The following is a 21,160-nucleotide window of genomic DNA, read 5'->3' as shown; positions in this document are numbered from 1 at the left end:
ATTTAATATCTTTTCAGCTAATTTAATTACTTGCTCCACATTTGCTAATACCATTTACGACCCCTTCTTTAGTAAGAATATTTCTATATTGTTGTATTCTTCTACTCACTTGAACTTGGGAAATACCAAGTATACTTCCTAATTCCAATTGTGAATATCCTGCTATATACATACTGATTATAAATTTTAAATCTTTAATATTAGATGTTTCAGCTTTTTTTAAATAGTAATTTAAATCAAATCCTATGTTTTTGTCTTTTATTGCAATGTTATCTTTTAATGTTATGTCATTATTATCACTGCTCTCATATATAGTTTGTTCTAAGCTAACAATGTTTTCTTTATAATGCTTTCTGGCATATCTACTTGCAAACTTATACAAACTATTATGTATACATTTACATGCTATTGTTGTAAATTTCCCTTTTTCTGAATCATAAACTTTAGCTGCTTCAAAAATCCCAATACATCCTTCTTGAAATAAATCTTCTCTCAAATATGGATATTTCAATAAGAATCTTTTAAAATTTCTATTTATATAATAATGTACAAGATTTATATTTTCTTCAACTAATCTATTTATTTCTTCTTTACTATTCAAATTAATTTACCCCCTTAACATCCTCTAGCTTCCATATTTTTTTATAAATTTTATTATTTTTTAACAAAAGAGTTATATAACTTTGAGCTGTATTTAAATACACAGAAGCTTCTTTTCTACTCTTAAATGTTTTTACTTCTCCAGTTTTCATGTTTTTAAGTTTTATGCCTTTACGTTTTGACTTATTTTCAACTTCATCTATTCTAATTTGCATGTTTTGAGCTAAATTATCTATAAACATATCCTCTAAATCATATATTTTATTCAAGTTTTCTCCTGCATCCATCCAAACTTTAGCCATGTTAAATCTCTCCCTTATTTTAAAATACCTAAAATTTTATATCTCATTGATTTTGCTACACCTGCTGATAAATGCAATATCTTAAGCCACAACATTTCTCTTTGTAGATACTCCCATCCAGATACTATTTCAAAAGTCCCTTCATATTTTACTCGCTCAAACGGATTGTCTATTTCTGCACTCTCGAACGTTACTTCTTCAGTTCTTGTATCATTTATCTCAAAACTTCCCTTATCGCATTCCAAGAAAGCTTTCTCGCATTCATATTTCACTTTTAGACCTCCAATATTTTTTAACCTCTAGGAAGTAATATTGTATAATTACTCCCTAGACTATTTAACTTAATTAAAAAGGTATATCGTCATCATCTATTGCTTGAAAACCTTGAGGGTCTAATCCTGGTGGTACATATTCTTGTTTAGCATTATTATCATTTTTACTAGAAAGTAGTTCTAAAGCATTTACATTAACCTTAGTAATAGATTTCCAGCAACCATTTTCATCTTTGTAATTATCTATATTTAACTCTCCAACAGCATAGACAGGCTTACCTTTAACAAGATATTGCACTAGATTCTCTACATGTTTTCCTAATTGCTCACATTGAATAAAATCAGTTATTTTATTTCCATTTTTATCTTTAAACCTTCTATCTACTGCCATTGAAAAGCTTATTTTTGGAGTACCCGAATTTGGAAGGTACTTCAATTCTGCATCTGCAACTAATCTTCCAACTAAAGTTATTGTATTCATTTAACTAAACCCCCTTTTTATTTTTCTTTCTGTTCTTCTGTGTACTCAACAAAATAAGTATAAGTTGTCTTACTATTTTGTTTCTCCTTACCTATTCTTACTGTATATCCAGCCTTACCAAGTAATTTCAATAATTCTAATCTATCTTGAATATCTAAACTCCCACATTTCTGTGCATATATTCTTGCCATTTTATACCTCCCCTTTCTAGGAAGTGATAATATAGTATTTACTTCCTAGAAGTTTAATTTTATTTAAATTTTTCCTTCTGACTTTTCTTAATAATGTCGTCTAGCTCATCACTTGTATACTTAGTAAATGTTTCATCAAAATTATGAAAGTTAGTTTTTTTAATTTTACTAGGAGCATTAACAACCTTATTACTAGACTGTTTCTTTTCCTGTTTACTCTTTTTCTTCCTCTCAAATTCATTTTGATACTCTGTAAGTTCTAAACTAGTTTTTACACCTGCTTCTATCCAGTTATTTAATATTGTTTTGATATACTTATAATTCTTAACTCCACTGCCTACAGCTTCATCAACAGCTCTTATGATAACCTCAGCTTCCATTCCGTCATCTAAATAACTTGTTAGTTCTATGAAATTATTAGGTGTAATTAAACCTATATAAGTTTCATAGTATTTTTTTATCTTTATGTAAGTATCCTGTTGTGAGTTAGGAAGCTTATCAATAGTAGTAGTAATATTACTTAGTTTAAGTTCATTATTTAGTAGTGACGGGTTTTCCGTATATCGGATTTCCCGTATATCGGGTTTTCCGGTTTCCGGAGAATCAGTTTTTCGAGATTTTAATTCTTGTGGGTGCTCAAGTGGTATTTCATAAACTTCATAATCATGCCCACCTAGCATTTCATTAGTTTCATTATTTCTACAAGCTGTTCTTGTAATATATCCAGCCTTTATAAGTTCTCTTAGAATGTTAGCTGTTGAATCTCTCCCATTTTTACTCCTGTTTTTTAAATCAGCTATATAAATCTTCCAATCGTCAGGCTTACTTATTAAGTATGTGTGCAATCCTTTTGCTTGCCAACTTAACTTTTCATCTTCCAAACAAGTTTTATTAAGTATTACGTATGGATTATCTTTATCCTTACTCACTCTTATAATTCCCACAATATCACCTACCTTTATTGCTTCTTATTTTCATAAGCATTGCATATTGAGTCATATTCTTCTTTAGTTAAATCCCTTATTTCCTTTCCATATCGTTTAAATACTTTATCCTTTAACTCATCTTTGCCAACACCTGCGCTATTAGCTATTGCATATACTCTGCTTAATTGTTTATCTGTCAAAGTTTTATTATTAGTACTTTTATTTTCTTGAGCATTCTTATTATAATTATTCTTAGCTGTTTCTTTTCCACTTACTGCGTCAAAACTATCATTCTCAGTTATGTTAAGTAACTGAATGTATAAATATCTAGTCTGATAGGTTTCTATCCCTCCTAGTGCTTGTAATTCATTAGAACCTTTAAGTTGCAAGTCCCTCATTGGAGAAGTGAATACAATCTGTTCTGTTGGGTTTTCTCCATTGATTAGTGTTAATGTAGCATAGTCATTTGTAAAGGTTATTATAGGGCATAATTTAACTTCTTCAAGTAGTTCAGTTGCTTGTGGTAAAAAGTCTGCTAACTCAAAATATTTAAAGTTAGAGTACTTATTCTCTCCGCTTTTCTTTAAATTCAATTTACTTAATTTGACTCTAACATCCATTAATTTAATGTAAATATTATTCACTTCCAACAAGTTCACCCTCCATTTCCCTTATATTTCTTTTTAAAACTCCTTCCCATCCATCTATATAATCTCCATATAATCCATCTGATTTTTGTTCTTCTAAATCTTTTTTAAACTGCTCTATTGTCCAATTTTCTTTATGCCTTTTTATACAATATTCTAATCCTGCAATACTTCCTAAAGCTTGCTCTGCTTCTATTCATTCAAATCTAGTAAACTTTAATATAAATAATCTATCTTCTAAATCCTTAATTATTTCATTTCTTGTTTTCATTTCTTCCTCCTTGTGCTATAATATAGCTACATAAATTTGATTTACCTTTTGATTAGAGCCAGTCGTAATGGCTCTTTTCTATATCTGAACATCTATAGGTCTATCTCTTTCAATCTCTTCTAAAAACAATTCAAATCTCTTGTAATCCTCGCTTTCCTTATGTTCTTTTGTTTCAATCTCTGTATTTATACCGCCTAGAATATTTTCAACAGCATACTTTACTCTTTGCCATGCAACTATTTCTCTTAGATAATCTCTCATGTGCATATCATCTATTAAATCTCTATCCTTATTTCTAAGTTCCTCATAAAGCTCATTATTTTTGCTTATCTCTAATTCAGCTAAATCTAATTGGTTTTGCACCATTTTTTTTACTTTTTTTAAACTTTCCATAACAAAGCCTCCTAGTTTAAATTTTCAACTTCATAATCATTATCTTTAATATCTTCTGTTGTTAATGCTTGATACTCCATGCAACCTCTTTCTTTGTCATAGTATGCTAAATTTAACTCATTTTCTGTTGCTACTACTACAATGCAGTTAATTTCAAACTTAAATCTTTTACAATTTACTTTTACTGCATTCCCTACTTTAATTGTTTGTAAATCAAATTTTTTTGCTAATCCAACCATTATTCAACCTCCTTATTTTCTATTTCTTTTATGTAATCCCAAAGTATGTGTAATATAAGCGAATTCATGGAACTACCTTCTATTGATGCTCTATCTTTCATTTTTTCAAGCAATGGTGCTGGTAATCTAAATGTAAATCTAACTCTTTCATTTGTCATATATTTGACGTCAACTCCCTTCTTGTTTTAATAATACCACGTCATATATTTGACGTCAAGCATTTTTGTTGACTTTTCTTTTATATTATTTTATTATTAAAGTGTCATAAAGACGTCAAATTTAATGTAAGGAATGATAAAATATGTCTAATAAAGATATTTATACTCGTGAAGAAGATAAGAGATTTACACTAAGGATTAATAAACTTCTTTTTGAGAAAATTGAACAACTTGCACAAAAAGATAAACGTTCTATAGGTAGAGAAATTGAATTTATTCTTGAGAAATATTTTGAAGATAATCCTTTAGAATAAAAACTATCATATCTTTTAATGTATATCCTTTAACTTTTGCCTGTTTTAGAAGCTTGTCTTTAAGTTCTCTAGGCAGGCGTATTGTTGTTTGTTCTATTTGCATCTAATCACCTTTCTCTTTAATTACTTATAGATTAAACTCATTTTATTTTTAAATATGCTGGTAAATACAAGTTAACTAAATCTATATCTCTTGTTAATGCACTTCTTTTAACTTTCTTATCTCTATTAAACTTCTTGTTACTTTTCTGCTCATCATAGTATGTAATCTTATACAACTCTTTGTTTTTCTCTACCTTATAAACTTTGTTTTTATAGATTATTTTCATGATGTTATCCCCTCGTTGTATTTTCTAAGACCGTCAAAACTTGCTTTCTTATTATATTGCTTACAGAACTGTACATAAGCTATTAGCACCTTTACACTCAACTAAATCACCCCCTTTCTCTTTTTTAATACATCTTTATCTTTCATTGCATTTTTCATAATAAATTCTTCGAATGATATTCTATCAATCATGTATTTTCTTCCCATTTTAAAAACAATAAAATCCTTTGTTTTCATAGTTTCTCTTGCCATATTTCTAGCTGTTACATCAGATACTTTTAAGTAATCACAAAATTCTTCTATAGTCATTAACTCCATTCTTTTAATTCCTTCTCTATCTAAAAACATCTTGATGATGTCTGTTGTATCATCTCTTCGCATTAGCTCTTGCACTAAGTCTTTTGTATCTATGAATTGTAATGCTACATTCATTTTCAAGCCTCCTTTATATAATTTGAATATTCTGTATTTAGTTTTCAAGGTGCTGTCATGATTTAACCTAATTCTTGCTTAAATCTGATATTCCATATTTTAGAGCCATATCTTTTATAATAGATACGTAACCCTCTATGAGTTTTTTATCATCTTGTATTACATCTAAATTATTCACTTTCTCTCTTTTAGATTCAGATACCCCTTCTTCTGCCATCTTTCTTCTTTTATTGATTAATCTTCTATGCAAATCAACTCCAAATCTCTTATTTAATAATTCATAACTTTCTGTTCTAAGCATATTTATATGTTCAAAACCACCTTGTTTTTTTGCTATTCTTGCGATTAGTTGATGTGTATCTGTTCTCCAACTAGTTGAGTCTAATGAAACTACATCTTTTATACTTTGTATTTCTTGTTTAGTTTCTGTTATCTCTTGTTTTATTTGCTTTTGCTCTATTTCTTGTTTTGCTACAGTATCAAATATTTGTTTAAACATTTGTAATTCCGGACTTAATTGATTTGTAATTAAGGTATCTTTCTTTTTGTTAAAGTAAGACTCTTCTAAGTTATCAAACTGCTCCCAAGCTTTGTCAGTATCCAATATTTTGCAGTGTCTGTTTGCTCCTCTTTCAGTCCAAAGGTATAATTGACTAGAATGTTTTGAAACCAACTGACTATTAGTAGGTTGGTTCTTAAATTCTTTCAAATAATCGCCTTGTAATAAAAAATAGTGTACATTCTCTTTGAATCTCTCTTTGTTTCTATTGAAGTTAGTTTGTATATTGTTTACATCGGTTTCATAAACATCTGCTAATTGCTGTGTAGTTAAAACTCTTTCGTTATTTCTTTCTATTACTTGTAAGTTATTCATATTTTTCAACTCCTTTTTCTCTTAATGTACTTTTAGTACAGTTACTTTTCAAAAAAATATATTCTATTGAAGTATTGAAATAAGCTGCTATTTTTACAGCTGTATTTAGAGACGGTACTCTTTCGCCATTCTCTAAGAAAGCTATATACCTACTTGTAAGTCCTAATTCAGCTCCCAATTGATTCCTGCTTAATCCTTTTTGTATTCTAAAATCTTTTAGTTTATTCATTTTTTCACCTTCTTTTATTTTTTCTTATGTACTAATAGTACAGTACTATTAGTACATTGTCAATAGCTTTTTTAAAAAAAATGAGCTATAATTGTTAATTAAGAACTAATAGTTCAATATAAATATAAAAGGTGGCTAAATAACATGATTGGATATAGAATAAAAGAATTAAGAAAAGAAAAAGATATTACTCAAAAAGAACTTGCAACTTTTTTAGGGCTTACACCTAAGATGATTTCTTTTTACGAGAAAGAAGAAAGATTTCCTCCTCATGATATAATTTTAAAACTATCAGATTTTTTTGATGTATCTACAGATTACTTACTTGGAAAGGTCAATGTAAAAAATGTAGACAATCTTAGTGAATTGGAACTAATTGAAAATCTAAATTTTTCTGGTGACATAAAAGAAGCTTTAAAAATGATTAGTGAGCTAAGTCCTGCATCACAAGAAAAAATGTTCAAAATAGCAAAAGTTTTCCTTGAAGAAGAAATTAATGAGAAAAAATAAGAAAGAGGAGAAAATCACTCCCTTTCTTTTTTATTTTCTTGTTTACAATATTCTTTTAGCAACTCTATGTATTTTTCAAATTTCTCATCACTAATTGTTTTTATTTCGTTTAATGCATCCCCTGTATCGATTAGTATTCTTTTTGATTTTTCCACATACTTTCCCCCTATCGCAAGAACTTACGTTCTTATTTTTAGTTAAAATTTCCCAACAAATTTTAATAAAATCATATGATTATGTATTTTCATTTCTAGAAATGTTTTTAGACTATTCAGAATTGTCTTTGATAATTATCTTACTTACATAATAATACTTTTGATTTGTTAATGCAATAAAAAAACCGTAATTGTAATAAAAAAATCGAATTTTGTAGAGACTTGGAAGTTTTTTCCATTTTGTATGTATTAATAATCGTGTTTTTTATTATATTTTTTTATATTTCCTTATTTATATAATTTTTTTTATAATGTATTATTATTTTATATTTTTTATTAAAAGTATATGTCGATTTAAAATATTATTCTATAGTATTGTTTTTTATTAATTTCATGTTTAAATTTATATTTTAATTTACCTTCCTCTATTTACACGTATCTAAATACGTGTTATAATATGATTGTAAGGAGGGAGTATGAAATCTTATTCTTCAAGAGAAATTTTAAAAATACTCAATGCAGATGGATGGTATGAAGTAAATTGTGTTGGTGGTCACCAACACAATTTAAACAAGCAGGGATTAATATTAGTTAATCCCTCTCTCCTTACAAAAACTTTAAGGAGTTGATAAAATGAAAAAAGATATATATGTATATCCAGCTATATTTAGCTATGATGAAGATGGTATTTCTGTAGAATTTCCCGATTTACCAGGTTGTTTTACATGTGGAGATACAACAGAAGAAGCCTTAAAAATGGCTAAAGAAGCTCTAGGACTACATCTGTATGGTATGGAAGAAGATAACGATACAATACCAAGTGCAACAACTATAGATAAATTAAACTTAGAGAAAAATCAAATACCTACTTTGATAGAAATATATATGCCGATTCACAGAAAAGCTATAGAAAATTACTCTGTTAAAAAGACTCTTACTATTCCGCAATGGCTTAACAGAGAAGCTGAGAAACATAAGGTTAATTTTTCTCAAATACTTCAAGAAGCTTTGAAAAAACATCTTAATATTCATTAGATATAATTAGAGCAGTATAACTGCTCTTTTATATAAAAACTTATAAAGGGAGTGTACATATGAACATCAAATCAGCTTTTATAAGAAAAAGAGGGGGGAAATTCTATGTATATGTGGAGTACATAGAAGAAACAACTGGTAAGATAAAACAAAAAAGTTATGGAAGCTATGAAAAGAAAAAGGATGCTGAAAAACATTTAATTGAAATAAAGTCAACTATAAACAATAATAAGTTTATTGCTCCAAGCAAGACAACTCTTGTAGAGAGGTGTTATAAATACATAATGTCAAATGAAAAAAAATGGTCTCCTTATACAACTGTAAATAGAAAATCGTGGGTTAAAAATTATATAGAGCCTTTTTTTAAAGATACAATCTTGATAGATGTAAACCCTAGCCTTCTTCAAATCTTTATAAATAAAAATTTTGACGGTTCTGCCTCAACAACCGCAAAAGTTAGATATAATTTTCTATCTTCTGTTTTAAAAGAGTCTTATAGACTAAAAGAAATATCTGAAAATCCTTGCGATTTTGTAAAATTACCAGCTCAAAACGTTACATCTGAAATTGAAATATATAATAGAGAAGAAACACTGTTGTTAATAGAGAAGTTGAAAGATAGTTTGATAGAGATACCCATTCTCTTAATGTTGCTGTTAGGTTTAAGAATCGGAGAGGTAGCTGGTCTTAGATGGTCTGATGTTGATTTAGATAATAGTATAATAAATATTAATCAAATTCTCATATATGCAAATAGTAAAATAACTTTTAAAGAACCAAAAACTGCAAAATCAAAAAGAACTTTATCAGCTCCAAAGGAATTAATTGAAAAATTAAAAATAGAAAAATTAAAACAGAACAAAATGAAATTGCAAGGCACACTTGAAAATGAAAATAATTTAGTGTGTTTAAATACAAATTTAAATCCATGGATACCAGCAACATTAAGTAAAACTTTTCATAACTTTATTAAAAGAAATAATTTAAGAAATATTAGAGTACATGATTTGAGACATACAAATGCAAGTTTGCTTTTGTTGGGGGGTACTAACATGAAAGTGGTTTCTGAAAGATTAGGTCATACAGATATAAAAATAACTATGAATAGATATTCTCATGTTTTAGAGGAAATGGACAAAGAAGCTTCTGATAATCTAAGTAAACTTCTATTTAAATAATGAAAACTGACTGTCAGTTAAATGTCAGTTAAACCTAAAAAAATAGGTTTTGTCAGTTAAATGTCAGTCAGTTATTTTATAATAACTTATTTTAAATATCGCTAAAACTGCACGTTTTAACACTTATTTATGTTTGTTTATACGTATTTATTATTCCTTATTAAAGTAATATCCTGCTCCTCTTATTGTTATGATTTTTTGAGGATTTTTGTAATCTTTCTCTATTTTCTTTCTCAGTCCATTTACTGCAACTACTACACTATAATTATCCTCTAGATAATCATTTAACCATACATGTTCATATATCTCTTTAGTAGTTAAGGTCTTTTCCGGATTCTCTATAAAATAGTTCAACAACTTATTTTCTGTTGGAGTTAATTTTATTATTTTATCTTCTAATTTTATTACTCCACTTGTTCTATTGTATTCTTCTAATCTTGTATTACTTTCATTGTTATTTATGTATGAATTTACTCTTCTTAAAATTGCTTTTACCTTTGCATATAGTATTTCTAAATTTAAAGGTTTAATTAAATAATCATCACCACCAGAATTTAAAGCATTTAAAATACTTTGGTCTTCATTTATATAAGTCATATAAACAATCGGGCACGTAGTTACATTTCTAATCTTTTTGCATAAAGTCCATCCATCACCATCAGTTAAGATTATTTCTAAAAATATCAAATCGTATTTATTGCTAAATATTTTTCCAATAGCTTCTTCACAGTTATACGCCAAATCTACATTTATTCCTTTTTGCTCCAAGAAATTTTTTAATTCCTGGCAATTATTCTTGTCTCCATCTATTATTAATATCTTAGTTTGCATTATAATCACTCCTAAATATCATTATTCTTTTATATTAAATAACCATTTATTATAAAAAACATAAACTTAATTTTATTGTAAAAACAGTTCCTTTTCCCAACTCTGAATCTACAAAAATCTCTCCATCATGTTCTCTTATAATGGATTTAACAATATATAATCCTAAACCTTGGCCTTTTGAAGTACTATTGTCCCTTTCTGTAAAGAATCGGTCAAATATCTTTGGTATATTTTCTGCTGGTATCCCTTTGCCATTATCAGAAATTTTAATAATTGCAAATCCATCTTCTTTATTCACTGACAAAATTATTTTCCCATCAAATGGAGTAAAGCTTAAAGCATTGTAAATTAAATTTTCAAATGCTCTAGCCAATCTTTCTTTATTTACTTTTGCATATATTTTTTTATCTAATATATAAACTTCAAAATTTACACCACATGCTTGTGTATCTGGTAAATTATTTTCATATACCTCCTTAATAAAGTCATTTAGGCATATTTTTTCACTAAGGCCAATTTTTTTGTCTTGTGATGTAAATTCTTGTAAACTACGTACTCTATTTTGCACTTCATTTGATTTTTGGTTTATGGCATAAAGATAGGTTTTTGTCTCTTCATCTACATGAATATTCCCAACCTTTATTAAATCTATAAATGCCTGTATAGCTGAAACAGGTGCCTTTAAATCATGTGCTACGTCTGCCAAGAATTTTTTACGTTCATTTAATAGTGTTGTAAGTTCATTAGTTCTTACTTCAACTTCATGCTCAAGATTTTGTGTGAGTTTTTCATTTTCTTTTATTATTATTCTATTTCTATTTATCATCATAATAGAAAATAAAATAACTATTAAAAACCCACAGTATTCTGTTTGCCATCCTGTAAATATAGGTTCAAACCTATTACTAGTCACTACATCAAATAATATACTGACACCAAACACTATGTCTGCTGAAACTAAAATATAGGAGCTTAATTGCTCAGAGTATGTTTTTTTATAAATTGAAACTATTGAAGACATCAATATATAAATAAATACAACGTATTTATATATGTCTATTAATTTTCCATAGATATTAACAAAGTATATATCATATGGAAGAAGAATAACTGGTATCACAATGGATATGATACACATAGTAATTCCTAATGGTAAAATTAAAAATCTATATACTTTATTTCTCTCAATTTTGGATATGTTTCCATTTATACAAATAATACATAAAACTGCTATAAAATATGATGAATCTTCAACTGCATATGTAAAATTCACTAAAGGAAACCCCATTAAATGTATAAAAGGGTATGACACATGTATAGCAAAAAAAATACACATACATCCAAAGTATAAATATAGCTTGCTTTGTTTTGAAAGTGCCCAAACAGCTAGAGAAAATATAGCTATTGCAATAGTTGTAAAACAAATGATACTATAAAAAAGTAATCTATAAAATATCATATTACTTACATCTTTTGTTTTTCCTAATGCAGGTGGATAATACAAACCGCTATAATAATGTGAGAAATTGGACACATTGATTATAATTTCTGTATCTTTCTTTGCAACAAAACTTACTACTGTATTTTTAATTTTAGGTCTATATCTTTCTGTACCTATATCTCCCAATTTAGAGACCATCTCACCATTTATCCAAACTTCACTTGAACAAAAAATTTCTGGAAGTTCTAGGCTTAGTACTTTGTCTTTACCTTCATTTTTTATCCTCATGCGATAAGTTGCATTTCCATATGGCGACTGTTTTTCTTTTCTCATAGAAAAATCTGGATATTGTCCTATAAAAATGTATTCTGGTTTTATGTGTTTCTCTATAAAATCTTTTGGCTTAAATATCTTATGGTTGTAAAATTCCCAATCATCTATTAAAAAAACAAGTTTATTTTTAGAAAAGGTATCCTCATCTATAGTTAAAATTCCATCACTCGCTCTAATAGACTTATATGTATATTTATTATCATATTTATACAGAAAATTTAATCCTGTTATTGCCAACAGAGAGACTATCAATACAATGAGAGTTCCTTTTAATACATTAGACTTTTTCATTGCATTAACCACATCTCTTTCTTTTGTAGTAATATTAAATGATAAAACAAGAATTATTTATTGCTTACATTATCTTGCTTATGGTACAAACTTATATCCTTTTCCCCATACGGTTTGAATATATTGATGCTCTCTGCTTAAAGAATTAATTTTTTTCCTCATCTGTGCAATATGAACTTGTACAGTATGTTGGTCTCCAACATCAGGCATTTTCCAAACTTGATTATATATCTCTATTTTTGAAAATACTTGTTCTTTATTTTCAGCTAAAAATAATAGTATTTCAAACTCCATGGTGGTTAAGTCAATACTCTTTTCATCAAATGTTACTTTTCTTGAATTTACATTTATTACTAAAGATGAAAACTTTAATACATTAGGAACTGATGTAATGTTTTTATATTGCCTCATTCGAGCATAGATTCTAAGTTCAAGTTCTTTTAAGCTATACGGTTTTGTTATGTAATCGTCTCCTCCAGATAAAAAACCTTGAACTCTTTCCTCTTCATGTTCATAATTAGATAAAAATATTATAGGTATGTTAACCTTTTCTTTTATAGCATTACATATTTTATATCCATCTAAATCTGGTAATGCAATATCTAGTATTATACAGTCTAAAACTATATTGTCTACTATCTTCATTGCACTTTTGGCAGTCTCTGCTGTGTATACATTAAAACCTATGTTAGAAAAGTAAATTTGATTTATGTTTAAAATATCAACATCATCATCTACAACCAATAAGTTATACATTACACCACTCCATTCAAAAATATTTTAATCATAATCTAAAGTTATAAGTATTACAAATTATAATGTTTTACCTTTTATCTAACTAATATTATTATTTTATAATATCTTTACAAACTAGACTATAAAACTTAAGTATTTTTGAATAATTCTTGAACATTGTCTTAAATATTAAGCATTCATTATTAAATACTAATCAAAGTCTCCGATTGTTGGAAAATGGAACTTAAAGTCATTATATATCATCAAGATAAGATATTTATAGAAACTTGTCCATTAGCCAGCTTGAGTATTGATTTATACGGTTTATATGGTTATAATATAAAATAAATTGTATTATTTTAGTAAATATATTGTTATAAAAAAATTATATTATGTATTTTAATTAATTATAAAGTTTTTATCATTTCATTATAATTGCATTATATTTTTTTAAAAATATCCCTTTTCCAACAAAGGGCTACTTTGGCTAAATATAGCCATTTATACATATAAGTAAAGTTATTAATACTTATCATTTTCAAATTTTATATCAATTATGTTAAATTTAAAACAAAAAAAGCTATGCAATATAAAATTATATTCATAGCCGGTTGCACCACTAACTCCATATACCTCTAGATGCCCAATAATAAGGTATACTTCTCAGTTTCTAAAATATTTTCATTAAACGTGTTTAAATTGTCCTGATAAATTTCCTTTCTATTCTAACATTGTAATATTATCTTGTCAATATTTACATATTTTTTAAATATAATGTACTAACTGTATATATTTTTTACTTAAAAATGTTTATATTTCTATCATCAATAATAGACAATACCCTGCAAGTTATAGTAGCATTTTTATAAGCTCACTTTGCAGGGTATCATATATTTTTTATGTTAAATTTTTATCTTAATGATTAACTTTATCTTATTGATTAACTTTAATGAATCCTTTTTCTGAGACAAGTGCTTGTCCTTCATCACTCAATATATAATCTATCAAAGCTTTACCTTTTTCTGATAAGTTATCTTCTTTATTAACTAATATAAATGGTCTTGATATTGGATATTTATTAGCTATTACATTAGCATCAGTTGCATCAACATCATTTACTTTTAAACTATTTACTTTCTCATCAACATATCCAAATGATATATATCCTATAGCATTTTTATTTCCTTCAACTGTAGTTTTTATATTTCCTGAACCATCACTTATTTGTGCATCTTTAGTTAATTCTTCTGACTTGAATCCTACAATTTCTTGGAATCCATCTCTAGTTCCTGAACCTTCTTCTCTTGATACTATTACTATTGGTGCATCATTTCCGTTAACTTCTTTCCAGTTAGTTATCTTTCCTGTGTATATACCTTTTATTTGGTCCATTGTAAGATTTTTTACTGGGTTGTCCTTATTAGTTATTAATGCTATCCCATCTATTGCTATCTTAGTTTCCTTTAATCCAGCACTTTTTTCTTCATCCTTTAAATCTCTTGAACTCATACCTATTTCAGATGTTCCTTCTATTGCATTTTTTATACCTCCAGAAGAACCAATTTGTTGTACTTCTACACTAACACCTTGATTTTTTTCCTGAAACTTCTCTCCGATAGTTTCCATAAGAGGACCTATTGAAGTTGAACCTGAAACAGAAACTTTACTTGAGTCTCCTGAACCTCCAGAGTCAGAACCACATCCCACTGCTAAGACTCCAACCAATATTGTACTAGCTAAAAGAACTCCTATTTTCTTTTTGAACATTTTACTTACCCCCGCTTATATTTTAATTTTTTTGTTTTCATATTTGCTATATTTTAATAATACATATTTTTTGTTAAGTGAATATTAGAGCGAGGTTAAGTAAATGTAAATATTGTTAAATGCATGTAAAGATTTAATTTTATATAGTATATTTAAAATTAGATTAATTTTTTTAAGTAATCTTCAATCAATACTAGTATAATACATCGTATAATATTCTCATATTTTTTTATCTAATCTATTAATTTATCATATTTTATAATTCTTTTTCTAGTTTATTAACTAAACTGGCAAACACATTTAAAGCTTCTTCTATAGATTGTTTTTTCGTCATGTCTACACCAGCAGATTTCAATTGTTCTAAAGGATACTCTGACCCTCCACTTTTTAAGAAGTTTATATATCTATCTACAGCAGTACTATCTTCCGAAAGTATCTGTTGACTTAACGCACTTGCAGCAGAAAATCCTGTAGCATACTTATACACATAGAAATTTGAATAAAAATGTGGAATTCTTGCCCACTCTATCCCTATTTGCTCATCTACTATTGCAGATTTTCCATAATACTTCTCATTTAATTTATAGTATATATCAGTAAATTCATCAGCAGTAAGAGGCTCTCCACTTTCTACTCTTTCATGTACAATTTTTTCAAATTCAGCAAACATAGTTTGTCTATGAACTGTAGTCCTAAATTGCTCTAAATAATAATTTAATAGATATATAGTTTCATCTTTAGACTTGGAATTTTCTAATAAATAATTTATAAGAAGTAATTCATTTAATGTAGATGCAACTTCTGCAACAAATATTTTATAATCTGAATATAAAAATGGCTGACTTGTTCTCGAATAATGGCTATGAACAGAGTGACCTAATTCATGAATTAATGTAAATAGAGAATTAAGGTCATTTTTATAACTCATTAGTATATAAGGATGCGAATCATAGCTTCCCCAAGAGTAAGCTCCTCCTTTTTTACCTTCATTATCATATACATCAATCCAACCTTCTTCAAATGCATTTTTTATAACTTTTAAGTATTCTTCGCCTAGAGGATTAAGTGCTTCTAATATAATACTCTGCGCTTTCTCATAAGGTATATCCATATCAAATTTATCAGTTAGAGGAACATATAAGTCATACATGTGTATTTCATTTAATCCTAAGAACTTCTTTTTAAGTTCAACATACTTATTCAAAATAGGAAGACTTTCATCTATTGCTGATATAAGGTTATTATAAACATCTAAGCTTACATCATCTGAAAATAGAGATGCTTCTATTGCTGAATTATATTTTCTAGTTTTTGCATAAAATATCTCTGACTTTATTCCACCATAAAGTGTTGAAGCAAATGTGTTTTTATATTTTCCATAAGTAGAAAATTCTCCTTCAAAGGCTTCTTTCCTAACTCTTCCATTTTTACTTTTTATAAATAAAGAATAGTTTGAATGAGAAAGTTTAACCTTATTACCTTTTTCATCTTCTATCTCAGGAAATTCCATATCTGCATATGCTAACATATCATATACACTTTCTGGAACTGTTGATAATTCAGATGTAGCTGCAAGTATTTCCTCTTCTCTTTCACTCAAAGTATGAGGTTTATCTCTCAATATATCTTTTATATATTTGGTATAAAATGATAACTTCTCATCCTTTAAATATTCATTTAATCTGTCTTCTTCTATAGACAGTATTTCTGGAACTATATAAGAAGTAGCCACTCCTAAATCAGTTGATAGCATTTCTGTCTTAGTGGCTCTTCCTTGATTATCATTGATTCTAGTATCTTCATGTTGTTTCATGTGAGTATATACATATAGATTTTGGATGATTCTAGATGCATTTTCAGAGATACTTAATACTTTGTATAAATTTTCTTTACTCTCAGAAAGTTTACCTTTGTATTCTTTTACTTCTTGAATAAGATTTTTTACTTTACTTATGTCTTTTTCAATGTCTTCTTTAGTAGAGTACATCTTATCTATTTTCCATTTGTATTTTTCTTCTATTGTACTTCTATCAGTTCCCATATTATACACCTCTATTTTAATTCATTTTTATATTTTATTTGCTTTACAAAATATATTGTATATATTTTAGTCCAAATAATCTACATTTATTACTCCTTCTATCATATTTATTTCTTTCATAACATCATGTAAGTGTATTCTCTTATCATAAGATATAAAAAAGTTAACTTTCCAATATTCTTCGCTACGACATTCTATTTCCATATTCCTTACAATAAGTTGATTTTTTTCAAATTTATCATATAAAAAAGGTATTGAATCTAAATTATTTATTTTTAATATCAATACATTTTTTTCTTGGCTAAATAGAAACGTATTTAGTATCCTAAGCACAAATAATGCTATCATTACAAACAACCATCCCAAAATTGCTAGCTCATAATAACCATAACCAACTGCTATACCAATACATGCAGTTGCCCACATACCTGCGGCTGTAGTAAGCCCCTTCACTCCACCTTTGTTCTTTAGAATTGCTCCTGCACCTAAAAAACCAATTCCTGACAGTACTTGAGCAGGCATTCTTGCTGGGTCAGCATTTGTATATAAACTATAGTCAGACAATAACTGGATTGAAGTTATTGAAGTAATACAAGAACCTATTGCTATTAATATATGTGTTCTAAATCCTGCAAACTGCCTTATCTTTTCTCTCTCTAGCCCTATTATGCCTCCTATAACTAATGCTAATAATAATCTTATTGCTATCTCCTTAGTTCCTATATCGCCCATAATATAAAACCTCCCGACCCAATTATAATTTATATCATATAAATAACTTCCACATCACACATCATATCATACAGATAATTTCTATATCAGAGATAATATCTTATATCTTAATATTATTATTAAGATATGAGAAATAGTAATATCTGTTAATTTTTAATACAAAAAAACCCACAACCGTGGGCTATTTGCTTAAGTACATGTATTTATTTATTAATATATCTATTTTCTTACTTGATTCTACGAGCTCTTCTTGAAATATTTCTGGATATTCTATGTATGTATTTATCTCTTCCCTAACTGCTTCAATTTCATTTTTTAACGTTTCTAATTCATTGTTCGCCATAATAATCACCACTATTACAAATTTGTATATTTTTATATACATTTTATCAAACAATATTATATTTTGTCAATATTATGTCAATAAAACTTACTATAAAAATGCTTTAATTTGGGTACTGTATACCTAGATACTAATCCTACAAACATACCCGTTACTAATGATGCCATTAACATAAATGGCAAGTATCCTATAGCAAGTATATTTTCTATTATTAAACTTGCAACTATTAATTGACCTATATTATGCCCTATTGCCCCTAAAATACTTATTCCTATCATTGATAATCCCTTTATTTTACTTGCTAAATACATAAATAAAAGGCTCAAATAAGCTCCTCCTATGCTAAATAAAAGATAAGATAGAGGACCTGCAAATATTGATGACAAAATTACCCTGATAGTAACAATTATAACAGTATCTCTGACACCTAACAACATTAATGAAATTAAAGTTATAATATTACTCAAACCCAATTTTGCTCCTGGAAATATAACTATAAGAGGATTTGGTATATATGTCTCTAACACATATAAGGCTAGACTGTATCCTATCATAAGACCTAAAAATGTCATTTTTCTAGTTTTCATTAAGTTAACTCCTCCAAATTTTATATATCATATTACATTATAATACAAAATATATAAAAACACCTAATTTAGACTAAAATATTCTATAATATATTTAAAATAAATATCAGTAATTTGAACTTGTAATTCCCCCTATAATCCTTGACTTTTTGTATCATACTTGTTACAATTTTAATGATAATGAATTTCATTAGGAGGTGTTAATAATGACTGTTTACGATTTGAAAATAGGAGAAAAAGGACTTATTAATAATATAGATGGAGATATTAAATTATCTAAAAGATTACTTGCACTTGGATGTATAAATAGTACTGAAATAGAAGTTAAAAAGGTTGCCCCATTTGGAGACCCAATTATAATTAGATTTAGAGGATTTGACCTAGCTATTAGAAAATCTGATGCTAAAAATATTTCTTTACAATAATAGAGGAGGAGCTACCCGTGATTAATGTAGCATTATTAGGAAACCCGAATGTTGGTAAGACTACTGTTTTTAACCTGCTTACAGGATCAAATCAGTATGTTGGTAACTGGCCTGGTGTTACTATTGAAAAAAAAGAAGGATTTATTGGGAAAGAAATAAAGGTTGTAGATTTACCTGGTATATATGCAATGGATACTTTCTCAAATGAAGAAAAGGTTTCTAAGTCATATTTAGAAAATGAAGATGTTGATGTAATAGTAAATGTAGTAGATGCTTCTAACTTATCTAGAAATCTCTACTTAACAACTCAACTTATGCAATTTAATAAACCTATAGTTATACTGCTTAACATGTTAGATATTGCAGAATCTAAAGGTGTTAATATAGACGATAAAAAATTAAGTGAAGAACTTGGAGTAATCGTTGTTCCAATCATCGCAAAAAAGAAAGATGGCGTAGAAAAAATAGAAGCAGAAATTAAAGATGCTACTAAAAAATCATTTAAATATCGAACAGACTTTGGAAGTGAAACAGAAACATATAAGAAGTTGGAATCTATCTTATCAAGATGTACAAAGACTACATATACACACAAAAAATCTATCAGTGATAAAATAGACAATATAGTTTTAAATCCTATATTAGCCTATCCTATATTTATTGGTGTATTGTTTCTTTTATTTAAGTTCACCTTTGATTGGGTTGGAGGTCCACTTCAAGAAGGCTTTGCAGGCCTTATAGAGGCTTATATCTCTACACCTGTTAGTGATATGTTAGCTAACTCTAGTCCATGGTTTAAATCACTTATTGTTGATGGTATAATTGGAGGTGTTGGTGGTACTTTACCATTCTTCCCTTTAATATTTACATTATTCTTTGGTATATCTCTATTTGAAGATAGTGGATATATGTCAAGAACAGCATTTTTGATGGATAAGGTTATGAGAAAGGTTGGTCTATCTGGTAAAGCTTTTATACCTATAGTTATGGGTATGGGATGTTCTTCTCCTGCTATAATGGCAACTAGAACACTAGAAAGTGAAAAAGACAGAAGAGTTACAGCTCTTATTGCACCACTTATGACTTGTGGAGCAAAGCTACCTATATATGCATTATTTGTAGCTATATTTTTCCCACACAATGCTGCTTTAGTAACTACATCATTATACTTAGTTGGTATAGTTATGGCAATTGTGGTTGCACTATTTTTAAATAAAACAGCTTTTAAGACAGAAGCTGAACCATTTATATTAGAGTTACCAGAATATAGAATACCTACTATAGATGCACTTATTAAAAATACTTGGAATAAATCAAAAGGATTTTTAATAAGAGTTGTTACTGTAATGTTTGCAATGTCAGTTGTTATTTGGGGACTTTCTTCATTTAATGTATTTGGATTTACAGAAGATATAAATGTAAGCTTTTTAGCTACTATAGGGCATATTATATCTCCTATATTTAAACCTCTTGGTTTTGATGACTGGAGAACTTCAGTTGCTATCTTAAGTGGTCTTGGAGCAAAAGAAATCGTGGTAAACTCTTTGAATATACTATATGGTAATTTGACTGTTGTATTGCCAACAATATTTAATGGCGTTACTGCATATACATTCTTAATATTTACAGCTCTATATACTCCATGTATAGCTGCTCTTGCAACTATGAAAAAAGAATATGGCAATAAGATGATGTTTGCATCATTTGCATATCAATTTATATTAGCATGGATAATGGCTTTTATAGTTAAAAGCATTGGTGGAGTACTATTTATGGGAAATTCAATAATGGAAGCTTTAGTTGGTGGAATAATCATAGTTCTTGCATTTTTAATTTTGTTTAATAAATTTAAATCTACAAAAAATGGAAGTAGCTGTAGTGGATGTTCTGGTTGCTCTGGATGTCCAGGTTCTAATTCTTGCTCAATAGATGAAGATGATAACAAAAAAAGTAGTATACATTAATATATAGATATCTTATATTTAAAAGTAAATAAATTATGGTATTATCTTCTAAAGGATAGATTCATAAGAAAATTTTTTGGAATAATTAACGGTATAGCATAATTAAGTGCTATACCGTTTTTATTTTAAAGTTAT

The 21,160-nt window shown here is 27.7% G+C and carries 30 protein-coding genes and 1 riboswitch; of the genes, 7 read left to right on the top strand and 23 right to left on the bottom strand.

The features are described from left to right. Positions 1-22: 22 nt before the first annotated feature. The 10 genes from KGF36_RS16005 to KGF36_RS15960 form a co-directional block, all read right to left on the bottom strand. Positions 23-601 (bottom strand): sigma-70 family RNA polymerase sigma factor, encoded by a 579-nt coding sequence (locus tag KGF36_RS16005; protein ID WP_162274272.1) that lies wholly within the window; start codon positions 599-601, stop codon positions 23-25. Between the two features lies 1 nt (position 602). Then, positions 603-902: an NUMOD1 domain-containing DNA-binding protein gene (locus KGF36_RS16000; RefSeq protein WP_077745236.1), complete on the bottom strand. Its 300-nt coding sequence runs from the start codon at positions 900-902 to the stop codon at positions 603-605. Between the two features lie 14 nt (positions 903-916). Next, entirely contained in the window at positions 917-1,174 is a 258-nt protein-coding gene (locus tag KGF36_RS15995; RefSeq protein ID WP_227854855.1) for a hypothetical protein, read from the bottom strand. Between the two features lie 73 nt (positions 1,175-1,247). Then, the gene (locus KGF36_RS15990; RefSeq protein WP_227854854.1) at positions 1,248-1,655 is read right to left on the bottom strand and encodes a single-stranded DNA-binding protein; all 408 of its coding nucleotides are present in this window, start codon (positions 1,653-1,655) and stop codon (positions 1,248-1,250) included. Between the two features lie 17 nt (positions 1,656-1,672). Then, complete coding sequence (locus KGF36_RS15985) at positions 1,673-1,846, bottom strand: resolvase (protein ID WP_227854853.1); 174 nt, start codon at positions 1,844-1,846, stop codon at positions 1,673-1,675. 59 nt (positions 1,847-1,905) lie between these two features. Further along, a complete protein-coding gene (locus KGF36_RS15980; protein WP_227854852.1) occupies positions 1,906-2,790 on the bottom strand; it encodes a DnaD domain protein in 885 nt (294 codons plus the stop codon). 14 nt (positions 2,791-2,804) lie between these two features. Further along, positions 2,805-3,416, bottom strand: a complete 612-nt coding sequence (locus KGF36_RS15975) for an ERF family protein (protein ID WP_227854895.1) — start codon at positions 3,414-3,416, stop codon at positions 2,805-2,807. A 352-nt stretch (positions 3,417-3,768) separates the two neighbouring features. Continuing rightward, entirely contained in the window at positions 3,769-4,083 is a 315-nt protein-coding gene (locus tag KGF36_RS15970; RefSeq protein ID WP_227854851.1) for a hypothetical protein, read from the bottom strand. Between the two features lie 11 nt (positions 4,084-4,094). Then, complete coding sequence (locus KGF36_RS15965; RefSeq protein ID WP_227854850.1) at positions 4,095-4,322, bottom strand: hypothetical protein; 228 nt, start codon at positions 4,320-4,322, stop codon at positions 4,095-4,097. Next, positions 4,322-4,480 (bottom strand): Arc family DNA-binding protein, encoded by a 159-nt coding sequence (locus KGF36_RS15960; RefSeq protein ID WP_227850566.1) that lies wholly within the window; start codon positions 4,478-4,480, stop codon positions 4,322-4,324. The genes KGF36_RS15965 and KGF36_RS15960 overlap by 1 nt, the downstream gene beginning before the upstream one ends. Before the next feature lie 143 nt (positions 4,481-4,623). On the opposite strand from KGF36_RS15960, the gene KGF36_RS15955 reads away from it, so the two are divergent. Next, positions 4,624-4,794, top strand: coding sequence for a hypothetical protein (locus KGF36_RS15955; protein WP_021362432.1), 171 nt, complete (start codon positions 4,624-4,626; stop codon positions 4,792-4,794). 140 nt (positions 4,795-4,934) lie between these two features. Here the strand turns inward: KGF36_RS15955 and KGF36_RS15950 are convergent, their stop codons facing one another. The 4 genes from KGF36_RS15950 to KGF36_RS15935 all read right to left on the bottom strand — a co-directional run bounded on the left by KGF36_RS15950 (position 4,935) and on the right by KGF36_RS15935 (position 6,657). Next, positions 4,935-5,123, bottom strand: coding sequence for a hypothetical protein (locus KGF36_RS15950; protein ID WP_227850567.1), 189 nt, complete (start codon positions 5,121-5,123; stop codon positions 4,935-4,937). 101 nt (positions 5,124-5,224) lie between these two features. After that, positions 5,225-5,554 (bottom strand): helix-turn-helix domain-containing protein, encoded by a 330-nt coding sequence (locus KGF36_RS15945; RefSeq protein ID WP_227850568.1) that lies wholly within the window; start codon positions 5,552-5,554, stop codon positions 5,225-5,227. A gap of 67 nt (positions 5,555-5,621) precedes the next feature. Next, positions 5,622-6,428, bottom strand: a complete 807-nt coding sequence (locus KGF36_RS15940) for an ORF6N domain-containing protein (RefSeq protein WP_227854849.1) — start codon at positions 6,426-6,428, stop codon at positions 5,622-5,624. Further along, entirely contained in the window at positions 6,421-6,657 is a 237-nt protein-coding gene (locus tag KGF36_RS15935) for a helix-turn-helix transcriptional regulator (RefSeq protein ID WP_054629052.1), read from the bottom strand. Before KGF36_RS15935 ends, KGF36_RS15940 begins: the two co-directional genes overlap by 8 nt. 144 nt (positions 6,658-6,801) lie before the next feature. Here KGF36_RS15935 and KGF36_RS15930 point away from each other — a divergent pair, with 144 nt between their 5' ends. Then, complete coding sequence (locus tag KGF36_RS15930) at positions 6,802-7,167, top strand: helix-turn-helix domain-containing protein (protein ID WP_227838825.1); 366 nt, start codon at positions 6,802-6,804, stop codon at positions 7,165-7,167. 14 nt (positions 7,168-7,181) lie between these two features. Here the strand turns inward: KGF36_RS15930 and KGF36_RS15925 are convergent, their stop codons facing one another. Further along, a complete protein-coding gene (locus KGF36_RS15925) occupies positions 7,182-7,322 on the bottom strand; it encodes a hypothetical protein (RefSeq protein WP_227838826.1) in 141 nt (46 codons plus the stop codon). Between the two features lie 476 nt (positions 7,323-7,798). On the opposite strand from KGF36_RS15925, the gene KGF36_RS15920 reads away from it, so the two are divergent. The 3 genes from KGF36_RS15920 to KGF36_RS15910 are packed head-to-tail and all read left to right on the top strand — an operon-like array spanning position 7,799 to position 9,535. Continuing rightward, on the top strand, positions 7,799-7,951 hold the full coding sequence (locus tag KGF36_RS15920; RefSeq protein WP_227854848.1) for a type II toxin-antitoxin system HicA family toxin: 153 nt from the start codon (positions 7,799-7,801) through the stop codon (positions 7,949-7,951). A gap of 4 nt (positions 7,952-7,955) precedes the next feature. After that, entirely contained in the window at positions 7,956-8,357 is a 402-nt protein-coding gene (locus KGF36_RS15915) for a type II toxin-antitoxin system HicB family antitoxin (protein ID WP_074179295.1), read from the top strand. A 59-nt stretch (positions 8,358-8,416) separates the two neighbouring features. Next, positions 8,417-9,535 (top strand): site-specific integrase, encoded by a 1,119-nt coding sequence (locus KGF36_RS15910; protein ID WP_227850570.1) that lies wholly within the window; start codon positions 8,417-8,419, stop codon positions 9,533-9,535. Between the two features lie 150 nt (positions 9,536-9,685). Here the strand turns inward: KGF36_RS15910 and KGF36_RS15905 are convergent, their stop codons facing one another. From KGF36_RS15905 to KGF36_RS15870, 8 genes are all read right to left on the bottom strand, one after another. Further along, positions 9,686-10,366, bottom strand: coding sequence for a response regulator transcription factor (locus KGF36_RS15905; RefSeq protein WP_227433687.1), 681 nt, complete (start codon positions 10,364-10,366; stop codon positions 9,686-9,688). A gap of 49 nt (positions 10,367-10,415) precedes the next feature. Beyond that, positions 10,416-12,431 carry a sensor histidine kinase gene (locus tag KGF36_RS15900; RefSeq protein ID WP_227850571.1) on the bottom strand — a complete coding sequence of 672 codons (2,016 nt, stop codon included), beginning with the start codon at positions 12,429-12,431 and terminating at the stop codon, positions 10,416-10,418. 78 nt (positions 12,432-12,509) lie between these two features. After that, positions 12,510-13,187 (bottom strand): response regulator transcription factor, encoded by a 678-nt coding sequence (locus tag KGF36_RS15895; RefSeq protein ID WP_227841187.1) that lies wholly within the window; start codon positions 13,185-13,187, stop codon positions 12,510-12,512. A gap of 575 nt (positions 13,188-13,762) precedes the next feature. Beyond that, positions 13,763-13,846, bottom strand: a riboswitch (cyclic di-GMP riboswitch). 253 nt (positions 13,847-14,099) lie between these two features. After that, complete coding sequence (locus KGF36_RS15890) at positions 14,100-14,933, bottom strand: phosphate ABC transporter substrate-binding protein (RefSeq protein ID WP_227828306.1); 834 nt, start codon at positions 14,931-14,933, stop codon at positions 14,100-14,102. A gap of 256 nt (positions 14,934-15,189) precedes the next feature. Then, positions 15,190-16,974: an oligoendopeptidase F gene (pepF, locus tag KGF36_RS15885; protein ID WP_227850572.1), complete on the bottom strand. Its 1,785-nt coding sequence runs from the start codon at positions 16,972-16,974 to the stop codon at positions 15,190-15,192. A gap of 66 nt (positions 16,975-17,040) precedes the next feature. Beyond that, on the bottom strand, positions 17,041-17,706 hold the full coding sequence (locus tag KGF36_RS15880) for an MgtC/SapB family protein (RefSeq protein WP_227828304.1): 666 nt from the start codon (positions 17,704-17,706) through the stop codon (positions 17,041-17,043). A 181-nt stretch (positions 17,707-17,887) separates the two neighbouring features. Further along, on the bottom strand, positions 17,888-18,049 hold the full coding sequence (locus KGF36_RS15875) for an aspartyl-phosphate phosphatase Spo0E family protein (RefSeq protein ID WP_021386276.1): 162 nt from the start codon (positions 18,047-18,049) through the stop codon (positions 17,888-17,890). Positions 18,050-18,126: 77 nt separating this feature from the next. Beyond that, positions 18,127-18,636, bottom strand: a complete 510-nt coding sequence (locus KGF36_RS15870; protein ID WP_227828303.1) for a Gx transporter family protein — start codon at positions 18,634-18,636, stop codon at positions 18,127-18,129. Between the two features lie 206 nt (positions 18,637-18,842). Here KGF36_RS15870 and KGF36_RS15865 point away from each other — a divergent pair, with 206 nt between their 5' ends. Together KGF36_RS15865 and feoB are read left to right on the top strand one after the other, a co-directional pair. Continuing rightward, positions 18,843-19,061: a FeoA family protein gene (locus tag KGF36_RS15865; protein ID WP_227433680.1), complete on the top strand. Its 219-nt coding sequence runs from the start codon at positions 18,843-18,845 to the stop codon at positions 19,059-19,061. Between the two features lie 17 nt (positions 19,062-19,078). Then, positions 19,079-21,025, top strand: coding sequence for a ferrous iron transport protein B (feoB, locus tag KGF36_RS15860; protein ID WP_227850573.1), 1,947 nt, complete (start codon positions 19,079-19,081; stop codon positions 21,023-21,025). Positions 21,026-21,160 lie beyond the last annotated feature (135 nt).

The organism is Clostridioides sp. ZZV14-6009 (genome assembly GCF_020658095.1).
Lineage (GTDB): Bacteria > Bacillota > Clostridia > Peptostreptococcales > Peptostreptococcaceae > Clostridioides.
This window is presented reverse-complemented; position numbering and strand designations above follow the sequence as displayed.

Bases quoted from the DNA above. Each gene is read 5' to 3' on its own strand.
- KGF36_RS15890 (WP_227828306.1), bottom strand. From the start codon at position 14,933: ATGTTCAAAAAGAAAATAGGAGTTCTTTTAGCTAGTACAATATTGGTT.
- KGF36_RS15880 (WP_227828304.1), bottom strand. From the start codon at position 17,706: ATGGGCGATATAGGAACTAAGGAGATAGCAATAAGATTATTATTAGCA.
- KGF36_RS15930 (WP_227838825.1), top strand. From the start codon at position 6,802: ATGATTGGATATAGAATAAAAGAATTAAGAAAAGAAAAAGATATTACT.
- KGF36_RS15865 (WP_227433680.1), top strand. From the start codon at position 18,843: ATGACTGTTTACGATTTGAAAATAGGAGAAAAAGGACTTATTAATAAT.
- KGF36_RS15910 (WP_227850570.1), top strand. From the start codon at position 8,417: ATGAACATCAAATCAGCTTTTATAAGAAAAAGAGGGGGGAAATTCTAT.
- KGF36_RS15990 (WP_227854854.1), bottom strand. From the start codon at position 1,655: ATGAATACAATAACTTTAGTTGGAAGATTAGTTGCAGATGCAGAATTG.
- KGF36_RS15985 (WP_227854853.1), bottom strand. From the start codon at position 1,846: ATGGCAAGAATATATGCACAGAAATGTGGGAGTTTAGATATTCAAGAT.
- pepF (WP_227850572.1), bottom strand. From the start codon at position 16,974: ATGGGAACTGATAGAAGTACAATAGAAGAAAAATACAAATGGAAAATA.
- KGF36_RS15895 (WP_227841187.1), bottom strand. From the start codon at position 13,187: ATGTATAACTTATTGGTTGTAGATGATGATGTTGATATTTTAAACATA.
- KGF36_RS15915 (WP_074179295.1), top strand. From the start codon at position 7,956: ATGAAAAAAGATATATATGTATATCCAGCTATATTTAGCTATGATGAA.
- KGF36_RS15935 (WP_054629052.1), bottom strand. From the start codon at position 6,657: ATGAATAAACTAAAAGATTTTAGAATACAAAAAGGATTAAGCAGGAAT.
- KGF36_RS15960 (WP_227850566.1), bottom strand. From the start codon at position 4,480: ATGACAAATGAAAGAGTTAGATTTACATTTAGATTACCAGCACCATTG.
- KGF36_RS15870 (WP_227828303.1), bottom strand. From the start codon at position 18,636: ATGAAAACTAGAAAAATGACATTTTTAGGTCTTATGATAGGATACAGT.
- KGF36_RS16000 (WP_077745236.1), bottom strand. From the start codon at position 902: ATGGCTAAAGTTTGGATGGATGCAGGAGAAAACTTGAATAAAATATAT.
- KGF36_RS15875 (WP_021386276.1), bottom strand. From the start codon at position 18,049: ATGGCGAACAATGAATTAGAAACGTTAAAAAATGAAATTGAAGCAGTT.
- KGF36_RS15950 (WP_227850567.1), bottom strand. From the start codon at position 5,123: ATGAAAATAATCTATAAAAACAAAGTTTATAAGGTAGAGAAAAACAAA.
- KGF36_RS15920 (WP_227854848.1), top strand. From the start codon at position 7,799: ATGAAATCTTATTCTTCAAGAGAAATTTTAAAAATACTCAATGCAGAT.
- KGF36_RS15905 (WP_227433687.1), bottom strand. From the start codon at position 10,366: ATGCAAACTAAGATATTAATAATAGATGGAGACAAGAATAATTGCCAG.
- KGF36_RS15965 (WP_227854850.1), bottom strand. From the start codon at position 4,322: ATGGTTGGATTAGCAAAAAAATTTGATTTACAAACAATTAAAGTAGGG.
- KGF36_RS15940 (WP_227854849.1), bottom strand. From the start codon at position 6,428: ATGAATAACTTACAAGTAATAGAAAGAAATAACGAAAGAGTTTTAACT.
- KGF36_RS15970 (WP_227854851.1), bottom strand. From the start codon at position 4,083: ATGGAAAGTTTAAAAAAAGTAAAAAAAATGGTGCAAAACCAATTAGAT.
- KGF36_RS15945 (WP_227850568.1), bottom strand. From the start codon at position 5,554: ATGAATGTAGCATTACAATTCATAGATACAAAAGACTTAGTGCAAGAG.
- KGF36_RS15955 (WP_021362432.1), top strand. From the start codon at position 4,624: ATGTCTAATAAAGATATTTATACTCGTGAAGAAGATAAGAGATTTACA.
- KGF36_RS15900 (WP_227850571.1), bottom strand. From the start codon at position 12,431: ATGAAAAAGTCTAATGTATTAAAAGGAACTCTCATTGTATTGATAGTC.